The following is a 12,553-nucleotide window of genomic DNA, read 5'->3' as shown; positions in this document are numbered from 1 at the left end:
CATCAGATAACCGATACCGCTGGTGGCGTTGACCTGCTCGACCACGACCAGTGCCAGCCACGAGATGGTGACCGCCAGCCGCAGGCCGGTGAAGAAACCGGGTAGCGACCCGGGCAGCGCGACCCGGCGGATGAAACCCCACCGCGACAGCCCCACCGTCTGCGCCAGTTCGACGTAGCGGGCGTCGACACCGCGCAACTGCGCATGGGTGTTGATATAGACCGGAACCAGGACCGCGGCGGTGATGACGATGAGTTTCATCTCCTCACCGATACCGAACCACACGATGAACAGCGGAATCAGGGCCAGTGTCGGGATCGACCGCTTGATCTGCACCGGGCCGTCGACCACCGCCTCGCCGATCCGGCTCAGGCCGGCCACCAGGGCCAGCACCACCCCGATCGAGACACCGAGCGCCAAGCCGATCGCGGCGCGCTGCAGCGAGGTGAGCAGATTCGATTGCAGGGTTCCGTCGGCCGCGAGATCCGAGGCGGTGCGCAGCACATCCCACGGCGCCGGCAGCGTCTCCGGATCCAGTGCGCCCGAGACGGATCCGAGCACCCAGGCCAACACCAGCAACAGGGGCCCGATCGCGAAACCGAAGGGGATCGGGCGACCCGGGCCCAGTCGTACGGGCCGGCGTGCGGGACGGGAGGTCGCGGGCCGGGACGCCGTACCGGATCTGGTCCCGGCGAGGATATCTATGGTCGCCACTAGCGTTTCTCCTGTTGTTCGAACCGGGCACCGGCCGCGGTGACGGCCTGCGTGATCACCTCGTCGAAGCGCAGGTCGAATCCGTCGGCGGCGTCGATATCGCGCGGCAGCTCACCGGCCGCGTCGATCACGTCGATGGTGGCCTGTTGCTGATCGACCAGCCGCTGGTCCAGATGCGGAAAGGTGAATTCGCCGAGGGAGTCCACGATGCGCCCGGCATCCTCGGCGCTGAGCTTCTGGTTCTCGATGTAGTAGATGCGCGCCCATTCGTCGCTGTGGGTGTTGGTCCAGTGGAAGGCACGCACGAACGCCCCGACCAGCGCCCGCAGCGCCGCGGCCTTCGCCGGTTCGGCCGTCGCCTCCCGGCGCGCGTACAGGTAACCGAGCCCGAAATAGATCCCCTCGGTCTTCTCGGCGGGGATCACCGTGGCGCCCGGCGTCCGGAGGAACCGGGTCAGCCGCGGCTCGTTCAACGGCGCGATATCGACCTGCCCGGTGCGGACGGCATCGTTGAAATCGGACAACTGCAACCGCACCAGCTCGACATCGGCGGTGCTGAGCCCGGCCAGGCTCAGGGCACGCAGCACCGCCGCCTGCTGCGCGGTGCCTTCCGCGTAGGCGATCTTCTTACCTCGCAGATCGGCGACCGAGGCCGCGGCGACACCCGGAGCCACGGCGAGCTGGATACCGTCCGGATCGGTCTGGTACGCCGCCACTATCGGCACATCCTGTTTCGCGGCCAGTGCGTGGATCGGTGGGACGTCACCGACCGGCGCCACATCGGCCGCACCGGCCCGGAACGCCTCCAGGATCTCCGGGCCGCCGATGAAATTGGCGAACTCCACCTCGAACGGCAGTTTCTCCAGCTCACCCGAGGCCCGCAGCGCCGTCTGGAATCGTTCCTGCTGATCGGCGATCACGAGTGTGGTGCCCGGCGGGATCTCGGTGGGCAGCGGGGTATCGAGTGAGACGGCTCCCGGGTCGTCGCCGGCCGCGCAACCGGTGAGCGTGACCCCAACCGTTGCCACGGCGAGGATCATCGCGACGGTCCGGAGCCGGAGACGCCCGGCGAGGCACCGAAATTGAGACATTCCGGCATTGAAGCAACGTCGGCCGCCCGCCGGAATGATTAAAGCGACGACGATTCGAACTATGCTCCGGTCCGGCCCTCGCGGTGCCGGCCGGCCGTACGGGTCCGGCCCACCGCGTCGGCGCGGAAGGCCTCCAGGAGCGCGATCTTGGCGTCGGTCGGCTGGCCCGCGGCATGGACGATGAAATCGCCCGGCCGGTGCTCGTTCCAGAAACTGTTCATCGACCGCTTCGCCGCCACCTTGACCCGTAGTTCGGGCTGCAGGGCGATGGCGCGGGTCATCGCGGTCTGCTCGTAGAAGAGCGCCGACACCTCGTGGCGCCAGGTGGTGCGCAGCAGCTGGATGGCGCGGGCGTTGTTGCGCAACAGGAAACTACCCGAGTTCAGGCCCAGTTCGTCGTGGGTGACGATCAGGTCGTAGTCGTCGTCGCACAGATCACGCAGGTCCACATCGAAATTCGTGATGGCGGCGTCGGCGTCGGTCCAGTAGATCCAGTCGTGATCGCTGAGATGGCGCTGGACGGCGGGGATCTTGGACCAGTGCGGCGCCCGGGCGGTGGTGAAGACCCCGGTGTAGCCGTAGAACGCGAAACCGTGGCGGGCGCAGTAGGCGTACTTGTCCTCCGCGTGCGGCCGTGCCCATTCCGCGATGTCCGGCGTCCACAGCGTGACGACGCCGATCGGCGCGGAGCGGTCCGCGAGACTCCACAGCGGCGGGTCGCCGCGGCGCGCGGTGCGCTCACGGGCGCGTACCGGCGGTTCGGGAACCGGCGGGACGGGCCGGAGGCGGCCGGTCCGGGCGGCGGCGCCGTCGGCGCGCAGCGACCGCCGGGTCCGGCGATGCTCCTCGATCACCGCCAGTACCTCGGGGGCGCAGCGCCGGATATCGCGGTGATCCCGGACCCAGCGCGCCGCGGCGCGGCCCATATCCACCGCTTCCAGGCGGTGCGCCGCCACCCATCGGAGGCGGGCGGCGATATCACCGGTGTCCGGGACCGCGACCGCGCCGTGGCCGCTCTCGCCGAACGGATGCCGGTACGGGCGCCAGGTGGCCGGTTCGACCGGAAGCACCAGATCGGCGGCGTCGCGGCAGAGGTCGGCGTGACCTTCGGAATCGGTCGCGATCACGGGTAGGCCGGTGGCCATGGCCTCGAGGGCGACGGTGGGCGACCCCTCGTTGCCCAGGGCCAGTACGACATCGGCGGCGGCGTACCACCTCGGGTCGGTGCGGACCGGTCCGGTGACGGTTTCGATATGGATCCGCGGATCGGCCGCGATATGGCAGTCGGGCCAGCCGCGCCACGATACCATCACCAGCCGCGCGCCGGGATCGCCGCGAAAGGCCTCCCGCCAGGCGGCTATACCTTCGCGATAGTTCGCCGACTGCGGTTCCATCATGCCCACCATCAAGGTGGTGAGGCCCCTGCGCACCGGACGTTCCCGCAGGGCGTGGATCCGGGTATCCACACCGGCGGCCACGATGTGCACCGGCGCGGTGACGCCGCAGGTCCGGAAGACGGTCGCGACATAGCGGCTGGGCGCTATCACCGCCCGCGCCCGGTTCAGCTGCCGCACCCAATGCGGCGGGATCCGGGAGCTCTCGCAGGTGGTCCTGATGAACAGATCGGTGCCCAGCAGGCAGTCGGGCTCCGGCGCGCCGGGCCAGCCGGAGTAGAGCACCGGGCCGTCCACCCTGGCCGAGGACTTCTCGAGCAGGGCCAGCAACTCCGCGGAACAGCCGGCGGGATCCGGATCGAGGGATGCCACATTGACCCGGGCGCCCGCCTCGTGCAGGCCGAGCGCCAGGGATTCGTTGGCGCACCGGTATCCGGCATCGGTGGCGAACTCGCCGACCAGGGTCAGCGGCGCGATGCCGAAACGCCGGCGCGGCCCCGGGGCGTGGCGCGGGGCGCGGTGGGCCTTGGCGGCGTGGCCGCCGTGGGTTCGGGTCACGCTAACGGGGTCCGTAGCCGTAGGGGGACGTGGAATATCCGTACACCCCGTACCCATACGGCCGGTCGCCGTAGGTGTCGTAACCGTAGGCCCGAGCCGTGTCCCCGTGCCCGGGACGCCCGGGGCGCGGAGCCTCGGCGCGGGCGAACTCCGGGAAGACGGCCGTGGCGAGTGCGGCCAGCGCCCCCGCACCGGAATAGCGGAACATACTGCGGCGAGAAAACATCGGAACTCCCTTTCGCTCAGGCGGAGAGGGCAGCGAGCCGAGGACGCTGCCCCCGCGCGCGATGGACGACGGTGATCGCGACCGCGGCCACCGATATCGCTGCGACCGCGGCGGTTTGGAGCCATATCTCCCGGGCATCGAGTGCCGGGGCGGTCGTTCCCCGGAACCCGATGAGGACGACGGCGAACAGGAAGAGCGCGTTGCGCAGTACGGCGTACCCGGACAGTAGTGGGCCGAGCCGGCGGAGACCGCCGCCGGTGAGCGACAGGCCACGGATGTGGGCCGCGACCGGTGCGATCACGACGGCCGTGAGCACCGTGGCGGCGGCGATCGCCGCCACGATTCCGAATGCGCCCGACAGCAGCAGGATTCCGGCGAGCAGCGTGACGGCGGGAATCGGTTGTGCGATCGGCCGCACCAGCCGGGCGGGGACCAGTTGATAGGCCGCGAACCAGATCTCGCGCCGGGTCGCGGTGGAGTGGAGCATGGCCAGACCCCATGCGATCAGCACACCGCCCACGACCAACCGGGTCGCCAGCTCGAACGCGGCCCAGGGCACCGGCAGAACCATGACGACTCCTTCGGATGGGGTCTACACGAATATGCGACGGATACGCCGGGGCCCGCCGGGAACCGCCGGCACGCGCCCCGTCGGGTCCGCTGTGGCACTGCGCTTTCGTATTCCGTTGTATAGCGTCGGGCAGCCTTTCCGCAAACCGGGCCCGGGTGGCCATGCCCGATTCCGGTGTGCGCAGGTCCGGAGATTTCCGGTGTTCCTCCCGGTCGGTCCGGCGTGTCCGGTCTCCGGGCGGACGGGGAACCCGGCAATGGTGTGGCATTCACGATTTCGAGGCACGGGCCGCCCGGACGGCAGCGGATGCGGTGCGCGGCGGGCTCAGTCCCCGCCGAATCGCAGACGCCCGCCGGGCGAGACCGAGGCGCGCGCGCCCAGCCGGATTGCCGTGCGGGGATCGGTGACATCCCCGGCGTAGTACCACTCCATCGATGCGCGCTCGCCGGTGATGTCGAGGAGTCCGTAACCGTGGGAGTCGAGTTCGGCGTAATGAATATGGCGGTTGAGCGCCCGGACCGATTCCTCGAGCGCGATACTCGCCGTACGCGGGGGCGCGTGCAGCAGATCGCCGATACCCGCCGAGGTCACCGACGGCACCACGAATTCCGTTCCCGCGGTGGGACCATCTGGATAGCGCGCGGCATCGAGTGGTACATCGGCGGCCCAGGAGCTGTGGATATCGCCGGTGAGATAGACGATATCGGTTGCCCCACCGTCGACGAGGGCGGTGAGCAGGCGATTACGATCGGCGGTGTAGCCGTCCCACTGGTCGGTGTTGGGCGCGAGGCCCGAACGCGCGATACCGAGCACCTCGGTCACCGCCGCGGTGGTCCCGGGGTCGAGCGGCGGGAAGAGCAGCGGGGCGATCATCACCGAGTTCCCCACCAGCTGCCAGCGCGCCGACCCCGAGGTCAGCCCGGCGGTGAGCCACCGCAGCTGGGCGGCGCCGGTGAGTGTGCGGGCCGGATCGTCGGCGTCGCGCGAGCCCGGCCGCGGCGGCGCGTCCCGGTAACTGCGCAGGTCCAGCATCGACAGCTCGGCCGTCGTGCCGAACCGCAGGCGCCGGTACAGCTGTACCGTGCCGCCGGCGGTTCGCGCGCGCACCGGCATCCATTCCAGATAGGCCCGGGCCGACGCGGCGCGGCGATCCGCCCACGAGCCCTCGCCGGGATCGTGATTCTCGGCCCCGCCCGCCCAGGAGTTGTTGGCGGATTCATGGTCGTCCCAGGTGCAGATGAACGGCACCGCGGCATGCAGTGCCATCAGATCGGGGTCGGTCTTGTACTGGCCGTGCCGGATCCGGTAATCGGCCAGCGAGACGATCTCGTGTGCCGGTTCGTGCCGCCGCACGGCGCCGCCGCGGCCGCCGAAGCGGCCGGCCGCGTACTCGTACAGATAGTCGCCCAGGTGGATGACGGCGTCCAGATCATCACGACCGGCGAGATGGCGATAGGCGGCGAAATAGCCGGCCTCCCAGTTCGAGCAGGAGACGACCCCGAAGCGCAGGCGCCCGGGTACGGCGTCGCCGGCGGGTGCGGTGCGGGTACGGCCCACGGGCGAGCTCCGGCCCAGGGCGAGAAACCGGTAGAAGTAATCGCGGCCGGACGCGAGCCCCCGGACGTCGACCTTCACCGTATGGTCGGAGTCGGCCGTCGCGGTGACGGTCGCACCGGCGACCACCACCGCGAACCGCTCGTCGGCGGCGACCTCCCAGCGCACGGCGACCGCCGGGCCCGTCCCCGAACCCGGTACCGCGCCGGGGTCCGGGGTGATGCGGGTCCAGAGGATCACCCCGTCCGGTAGCGGATCGCCCGAGGCGACACCGTGGGCGAACACCGGAAGCTCCGCCCGTGCGGCCGGAAGGGACACCGCGGGGACCGCGGCGGCCGTCACCGCTCCGGCTCGCAGCAGGGTCCGGCGGCCCAGGGTGGGACCGCCGATTCTCGGCACGGTGCTTTCTCCGCTCACATCGTCCGATCCCAGCCGACCCGGCGGCGTAGGGCAAGTCGAACCACCCGTCGCCGGTGACCGGGCGGCGTCTGATACGGGCGGCGTCTGATACGGGCGGGCGACACGGCTGCCGCATCCCCGGAACGGGTGCGGCGGCGCGGGTACGCTGCCGCCTATGGCCAGTGCCGACAGCACCGAACCTCCGCCTCCGCCGCCCACCACCCGTCCCCGCACCGTGGCCCGGCTGCTGCTCGCCGGGGCGCTGATCTTCGCGGGACTGAGTCATCTGTTCTGGGCCCGGAAGGATTTCCAGGCCCAGGTGCCCGATTGGGTGCCGCTGGACAAGGACGGCGTCGTGATGGCCTCGGGCGGGGTGGAGATCATGCTCGGCGCGGGGCTGGCCGTGCTCACCCGGGACCGTGTGCGGCTCGGCCGGATCACCGCGCTGTTCTTCGTCGCGGTGTTCCCCGGCAATATCGCGCAATGGCGCGGGCAGCGATCGGCCTTCCGGCTCGATACCGACGAGCTGCGCTTCGCGCGGCTGCTGTTCCAGCCGCTGCTGGTGCTGTGGGCGCTGTGGTCGACCGCGACGCCGCGTCGCTGAGACCCGCTCGTCCGGCCACCGTGCGCCGGCGTCACCGTGTGATTCCCAGGCCCGGATCGTTCCCCGACCGAGAGTGACACAGTATGACCGGCCGCGCTCGCCCGAGATTCTCGCTCGTGCTCGTCGCCGGGCTGTGGTCTGCCGCCTGCGCGGTGATCGCGGCGGGCCCACCGGCGGACGCCGCCGCGCCGGATAGCGCCTGCGGTGCGCCGATATCTCCCGAGTCCGCCGCCGAGATCGTCGCGCTGTCCGATACCTCGGTGCTCGGCGACGAGGGCGCGGGCCCGGCCGCGATGCGCCTGGAACGCGCGGTCGAGCGGAACCGGCGGATCACCGAGATCCTGGTCGCCCACCGTGACCGGCGCGGATTGTTCGCCGTGGGACTCGACGCCGTAGAACACGCGGCGGTGATGCCGCTACAACGCGACCCGGCCGCGTTCGACGACCCGGAATGGGCGCATCGCATCAGTCTGGACCTGCTGCTGCGGTTTCTGCGCAGTGTGCACGCGGAGTTCACCGCGGCGCCGATGGCACCGCACTGGGACCATTACTTCCGGCTCGCCCGGCAGTGCGACCTGTCCCCGGCCAGGGTGGCGATGGCCGGCTACAACGCCCATCTCACGATGGATCTCGCCGAAGCCGTGGCCGCCACCCGCGCCGTTCCGGCGAACGCGGGTGACCATTTCCGGATCGTGGACGCCATCGCGAGCCACGGCTTCCTCATCGTCGATATCACCGACGCGGTGTACGGCGCCGACCTCGGGCCGCTGTGGCGGTTCTACTTCCTGGGTGAGGGGCTGGACGCGGTGCTGGGGGCCGGGGTGGCCACCGGGCCGCTGCTGCGGCTGGCCGACGCGGGCGCCAATGTGGTCATCTTCGGTAACGGGCTCGGGCTCCAGGATCCCGCCGCGGCGCCCGCGGTGCGCGCGGAGATGGACGTGTTGTGGCGTAGTGCCGATACCGCGTTCGAGGTCCTCGCGGCGCACGGCGGGCTGTAGCCGCCGGTCGGCGCGTCGTCCGCCATGATCCGGAGATGCCGCCTGTTCAGACCGGGAAAAATGGGTACCCGTCGGCTGCGGACCGTGTCCCGTTCGCCCGAAAGGAGCGCCGACCCGCAGCCGAGCTCGCACGCCCACGGTCGCGCGCGGTGACCGGCCGGGAAACCGGCGCCGGTTTCCGGTCTCATCGTGCGGGCCGGACCCCGTTCGAGGTACCGGAGGCAGAGGAGAAAGCCGTGAGCTACCGGACCGTGGTCGTGGCGATGCTCGTCGCGACGGCCTGCAGTGGGGGAATCGCAGTGCCGGCGGGAGCCGGCCCGGGCGTGGAGATCATCCCCGCCCAGAATGTGCCGGACCGGACGTCGCTGGCGCTGCGCGGCCCGGGCGGTATCCGATGGGAAACCGCGAACGCGGACGAATCGCGCAGCGCGTTGTCGATGGCCAAGCTCTACCTGGCCGATTACGCCCTGCGCCACGGCGACGGTTCCGCCGCGGACCGGCTCTGTGCCGAGCGGATGATCCGGGTATCCGATGACGCGGCCGCCGATACGGTCGCGGCCAAATACCCGGAAGCGATCGGCGCGGTCGCCGCCGAGTACGGGCTGGACCGCACCTCGCCCGGCCCGGGCTGGCAGCTCTCGACCACCAGCAGTGCCGACGTGGCCGATTTCCTCGCCGCGAAGCAGTCCACCGACCCGGGTTCGCCCATTCTGCTGTGGATGGCGACGGCCCCGCCGACGGCGGCCGACGGGACCGCGCAGGATTGGGGCACCGCGAGACTGCCGGGCGTCCAGGGCAGCAAATGGGGCTGGTCGGACCTGCCGCCGCCGGAGGTGGCGTCGGCGTCCTTCGGCCCTGGTTTCACCGTGGCGGCGCATACGCGCGGTGGACCCGGCGACCAGACGGCCGATGTACTGGGTGCGCTGAGCGAGATGTTCGAACGTGTCGGCGGTCCGGCGGACCGGGTCGCGGGCCGGTAGGAACGCGCGCTTTCTTAGGGCGTGCCGGGGCGGCGCTCACCGCCGGTGCCCGGCACCGGCGGTGAACGCGCCGCGGAACAGCGGCCCGATCACCCCGGCCAGATATCCGGTATCGGGCACCGTCACATGAGCGGCGCTACCGAATACCGCCGCCAGCTCGGCGTCCCCGGTGGGCGCCCCGAGGGTCAGGCAGACGCAGCCGATGCCGCCGGCCCGGGCCTCGGCCAGTGCCCGGTGCGCATCGGCGGCGCCGTAGGCACGTTCGTAGCCGTGGTCGTAGGCCAGCCCGTCCGATACCACCAGCAACAGACGTCGCGTGGTTCCGCCCTCCGCCCGCAGGACCGCGGTGCCGTGCCGGATGGCCGCTCCCAGCCGCGAGTAGCCACCGGGCTCCAGGCCCCGCAGCAGCTGCCGCTCCCGCAGGGTGAAGGGGTCGTCGAACCGTTTCACCGCCGGTAACCGCACCGCGCCGCGGCCCTGGGACCGGAAACCGTAGAGCGCGACCCGGTCGCCGAGTTCGTGCAGGGTGGCGGTGAGCGCCGCCGCGGCGGCCCGCTGGTGTTCGTGGACGGGCCGCCCGTCGCCGCCCGGTTCGGCGGCCGAACCCGAGATATCGAGCAGAATCAGTACGGACAGATCCCGGCGGTGTCGCGGGAAGTCGAGGTAGATCGCTTCGTCCGGTGCCGATCCGGCGCGCACCCGGACCAAGGATTCGACCACGGCGTCGATATCGAGATCATCGCCCTGCGGCTGCCGGCGAACCGGTCCGGGGGTGGTGCCGAGCCGCGCGAGGGCGCGCCGGAGACCGTGCCGGTCGCACTCCGGCACCTGCGTCTGCGGGCCGGGTTCCGGTCCGGTCTCCACGACCGTGCACCAGCGCGGGCGGTAGCGCCGGCGATGGAAATCCCATTCGGGATAGGTGCGCGCACCGGGCCGGTCCCCGCCGGGCGGGCCGTCATCGGCCGCCGCGACCGCGGTCGAGGCCACCGCGCCGGCGCCGCGAGTCCGGGGCCGGCCACGATATCCGGCGGAATCGGCGCCGGGTGGCCCGGTGCGGCCGCCGCCGCGGCCCGCGCCGAGCAGACGCCGCAGCAGACCGCCGAGGAATCCGCCGCCACCGATCGGGCTGGTGAACGGGTCGGGGAGACCGTCGCCGGGATCGGTGTCGTCGAGTTCGGCCGGGTCGCGGCCGGTTCGCGCGGACCGTGGGCGATGACGGCCGGTGGACAGCGCGGCGGCCGGATCATCGGTCCGGATGGTCCGGGCGCGGATGACCCCGAAACACCGTGGTGCGTCGGGCAACCGGGCGCGGCTTCGCGCGACGGCCAGCGAATCGTGCGGGCCGCCGGACAGCGCGGCGATGTCGGCGTCGACGAGGTCCAGCACATCGGGAGGTAGCAGGGCCGAGTGGGCCAGCAATGCGCGGTGACCTTCGACAGTCAGATACCGCGCGGCCCGTGCCGGACCGCGGCCGAGTGCGCGCACTACGGCCGGATCGAGTCCGCCCACGCCGATCAGGCAGGCCTGCACCGCCAGCGACCGCCGCCGTTCGCGCGGCGACGCGAGGGGGTCCAGGTAGACGTAGCGGCCGTCGGTCCGGCTCGGTTCGCCCGGGGCGGCCGCCGCCACCCCGACCGCCCGGTCGGCCAGGGCGCGGGCCAGCAGTGTCAGCCCCGCCGTATCGCTCTCACCCGCGTCGTCGCCCACGAAATACCCACCGTCCGGCCGTGTCTCCCGGCCGGAGACCGTTGACCAAATATCTGTTCCACGATAGGGTTCGTTCCCGCACGGGTCAACGCGGTCGCCGGTTGGAGAACCATGGATTTCTCGTATCCTCCCGATACCGAACGCTTCCGGTCCGGACTCCGTTCCTGGCTCGCGGCGAATCTGACCGCCGAGGTGATCGACAGCGGTTCCCGCCGCGGCGCCGACGACGCCGCCTTCGAAATCCTCCGGAAATGGAACGCGGCGATGGCCGACGCGGGCTGGGGCGCGGTGGCCTGGCCCGCACGGTACGGCGGCCGGGGGGCGACGGTGCTCGAACAACTCGTCTACGCGGAGGAGACCACGCGGGCCCGGGTTCCGATGCCGCTCAACGTGATCGGCATGAACAATATCGCCCCCGCGATCATGCGGTACGGCACCGACGACCAGAAGGACCGGTTCCTGCGCCGGATGCCGCGCGCCGACGATATCTGGTGCCAGGGGATGTCGGAGCCGGAAGCCGGGTCGGATCTGGCCGCGCTGCGCACCCGGGCCGTACCCGACGGCGGCGATTTCGTCATCGACGGGCAGAAGGTCTGGACATCGCTGGGGCACCGTGCGAACTGGTGTCAGCTCTACGCGCGCACCGACCCGCAGGCGCCGAAACATCATGGGATCACCTGTTTCCTGGTGGATATGTCGCTGCCCGGGATCGAGGCCCGCCCCCTGGTGACATTGACCGGCGAGGCGGATTTCGCCGAGATCTTCTTCGACCGGGTGCGGGTGCCGGCGGCGGCCATGCTCGGCCCGCGCGACGGCGGATGGCAGGTGGCCACCACGACGCTGTCGCACGAGCGGGCCGGTGCCGCGCGACTCTATGCCGAACAGCAGGTGCTGCTGAACGATCTCGTCGCCGCGCTGGCCCCGGTGCGCAAGAACGGCCGCTCGATCCTGGAGGACCCGGTCACCCGATGCCGTCTGGGCGGCCTCTCGGTTCGGGTCACCTATCTGGAAATGCTCTGCCGCCGCGCTATTTCGGCCGAGCTGCACGGTGGCGACGGGACCGGTTCGGCGAGTCTGGCGAAAACGGTGTGGGCCGAGGTCGGGCAGGCACTCGCCGAGACCGCCTACGACCTGCTCGGAGACGATGCGGATCCCCGGTGGGGCCGCCATCGCCTCGCGACCCGGTCGCTGACGATCGCCGGCGGCACCACCCAGATCAACAAGAACCTCACCGCCGGCCGAGTGTTGGGACTGCCACGGTCATGAATCTCGAACCCACCGAAGAACTCACCGCGTTACGCGCCACCCTCCGAGCCTTCCTCGCCGAGAACGCGAGCGTATCGAACCATCTGCGGCCACTGCTCGACGATCCGCGCGGCACCGGTGACGCGGTGTGGCAGGGGCTGGCCGGGCTGGGCGTCACGGGGTTGCTGGTGCCGCAGCGGTACGGCGGGGCCGGGATACCGCTGGCCGATACCGCGGTGGTGCTCGAGGAACTGGGCGCCGCCCTGTACTCGGGTCCGTGGTTGTCGACCGCGGTCGCCGCACCGCGCGCCCTGGCCCGGTTCGGGGCCGGGGAATCGGCCGCCGGCCTGTACCGGGGGATCGCCGCCGGTTCGATCATCGCGACGGTGGCCCCGCTGGACCCGGCGCAGCGGCGGCCGCGGGTGGGCACCGATACCGACGCCGCCGCGCGCGATCTCATCGACGCCAACCCCGGCGCCTTCCACGACGAGAGCCTGGTGCTGGAAAGCCAG

The 12,553-nt window shown here is 71.3% G+C and carries 12 protein-coding genes; 5 read left to right on the top strand and 7 right to left on the bottom strand.

All coding sequences use genetic code 11. The features are described 5' to 3' along the window. From ACWDU1_RS19730 to ACWDU1_RS19705, 6 genes are all read right to left on the bottom strand, one after another. Window positions 1-705, bottom strand: a 705-nt coding sequence (locus tag ACWDU1_RS19730; protein ID WP_450000359.1) for an ABC transporter permease, incomplete at its 3' end; no start/stop codon positions are given. 8 nt (window positions 706-713) lie between these two features. Further along, window positions 714-1,742 (bottom strand): ABC transporter substrate-binding protein, encoded by a 1,029-nt coding sequence (locus ACWDU1_RS19725; RefSeq protein ID WP_450000357.1) that lies wholly within the window; start codon window positions 1,740-1,742, stop codon window positions 714-716. Between the two features lie 122 nt (window positions 1,743-1,864). Continuing rightward, window positions 1,865-3,757, bottom strand: a complete 1,893-nt coding sequence (locus ACWDU1_RS19720) for a glycosyltransferase (RefSeq protein ID WP_450000355.1) — start codon at window positions 3,755-3,757, stop codon at window positions 1,865-1,867. A gap of 1 nt (window position 3,758) precedes the next feature. Beyond that, window positions 3,759-3,983, bottom strand: coding sequence for a hypothetical protein (locus ACWDU1_RS19715; RefSeq protein ID WP_450000353.1), 225 nt, complete (start codon window positions 3,981-3,983; stop codon window positions 3,759-3,761). Between the two features lie 16 nt (window positions 3,984-3,999). Continuing rightward, window positions 4,000-4,554 (bottom strand): MauE/DoxX family redox-associated membrane protein, encoded by a 555-nt coding sequence (locus ACWDU1_RS19710; protein ID WP_450000351.1) that lies wholly within the window; start codon window positions 4,552-4,554, stop codon window positions 4,000-4,002. A gap of 324 nt (window positions 4,555-4,878) precedes the next feature. Continuing rightward, window positions 4,879-6,507: an alkaline phosphatase D family protein gene (locus tag ACWDU1_RS19705; protein ID WP_450000350.1), complete on the bottom strand. Its 1,629-nt coding sequence runs from the start codon at window positions 6,505-6,507 to the stop codon at window positions 4,879-4,881. 175 nt (window positions 6,508-6,682) lie between these two features. Here ACWDU1_RS19705 and ACWDU1_RS19700 point away from each other — a divergent pair, with 175 nt between their 5' ends. The 3 genes from ACWDU1_RS19700 (at window position 6,683) to ACWDU1_RS19690 (ending at window position 9,089) form a co-directional block, all read left to right on the top strand. Continuing rightward, on the top strand, window positions 6,683-7,111 hold the full coding sequence (locus ACWDU1_RS19700; RefSeq protein WP_450000348.1) for a DoxX family protein: 429 nt from the start codon (window positions 6,683-6,685) through the stop codon (window positions 7,109-7,111). A gap of 83 nt (window positions 7,112-7,194) precedes the next feature. Beyond that, window positions 7,195-8,109 (top strand): DUF5995 family protein, encoded by a 915-nt coding sequence (locus ACWDU1_RS19695; protein WP_450000346.1) that lies wholly within the window; start codon window positions 7,195-7,197, stop codon window positions 8,107-8,109. Window positions 8,110-8,345: 236 nt separating this feature from the next. Next, window positions 8,346-9,089 (top strand): hypothetical protein, encoded by a 744-nt coding sequence (locus ACWDU1_RS19690; protein WP_450000344.1) that lies wholly within the window; start codon window positions 8,346-8,348, stop codon window positions 9,087-9,089. Between the two features lie 36 nt (window positions 9,090-9,125). Here the strand turns inward: ACWDU1_RS19690 and ACWDU1_RS19685 are convergent, their stop codons facing one another. Further along, window positions 9,126-10,796: a nitric oxide reductase activation protein gene (locus ACWDU1_RS19685; RefSeq protein WP_450000342.1), complete on the bottom strand. Its 1,671-nt coding sequence runs from the start codon at window positions 10,794-10,796 to the stop codon at window positions 9,126-9,128. A 111-nt stretch (window positions 10,797-10,907) separates the two neighbouring features. Here ACWDU1_RS19685 and ACWDU1_RS19680 point away from each other — a divergent pair, with 111 nt between their 5' ends. Both ACWDU1_RS19680 and ACWDU1_RS19675 read left to right on the top strand, forming a co-directional pair. Next, the gene (locus tag ACWDU1_RS19680) at window positions 10,908-12,062 is read left to right on the top strand and encodes an acyl-CoA dehydrogenase family protein (protein WP_450000341.1); all 1,155 of its coding nucleotides are present in this window, start codon (window positions 10,908-10,910) and stop codon (window positions 12,060-12,062) included. After that, window positions 12,059-12,553, top strand: a 495-nt coding sequence (locus tag ACWDU1_RS19675; protein ID WP_450000339.1) for an acyl-CoA dehydrogenase family protein, incomplete at its 3' end; no start/stop codon positions are given. The genes ACWDU1_RS19680 and ACWDU1_RS19675, both read left to right, overlap by 4 nt.

It is taken from the genome of Nocardia sp. NPDC003345, assembly GCF_053589395.1.
This window is presented reverse-complemented; position numbering and strand designations above follow the sequence as displayed.

What these genes read in the sequence shown, in the direction of transcription:
- ACWDU1_RS19715 (WP_450000353.1), bottom strand. Translation starts at nt 3,983, where the DNA reads ATGTTTTCTCGCCGCAGTATGTTCCGCTATTCCGGTGCGGGGGCGCTG.
- ACWDU1_RS19710 (WP_450000351.1), bottom strand. Translation starts at nt 4,554, where the DNA reads ATGGTTCTGCCGGTGCCCTGGGCCGCGTTCGAGCTGGCGACCCGGTTG.
- ACWDU1_RS19700 (WP_450000348.1), top strand. Translation starts at nt 6,683, where the DNA reads ATGGCCAGTGCCGACAGCACCGAACCTCCGCCTCCGCCGCCCACCACC.
- ACWDU1_RS19695 (WP_450000346.1), top strand. Translation starts at nt 7,195, where the DNA reads ATGACCGGCCGCGCTCGCCCGAGATTCTCGCTCGTGCTCGTCGCCGGG.
- ACWDU1_RS19680 (WP_450000341.1), top strand. Translation starts at nt 10,908, where the DNA reads ATGGATTTCTCGTATCCTCCCGATACCGAACGCTTCCGGTCCGGACTC.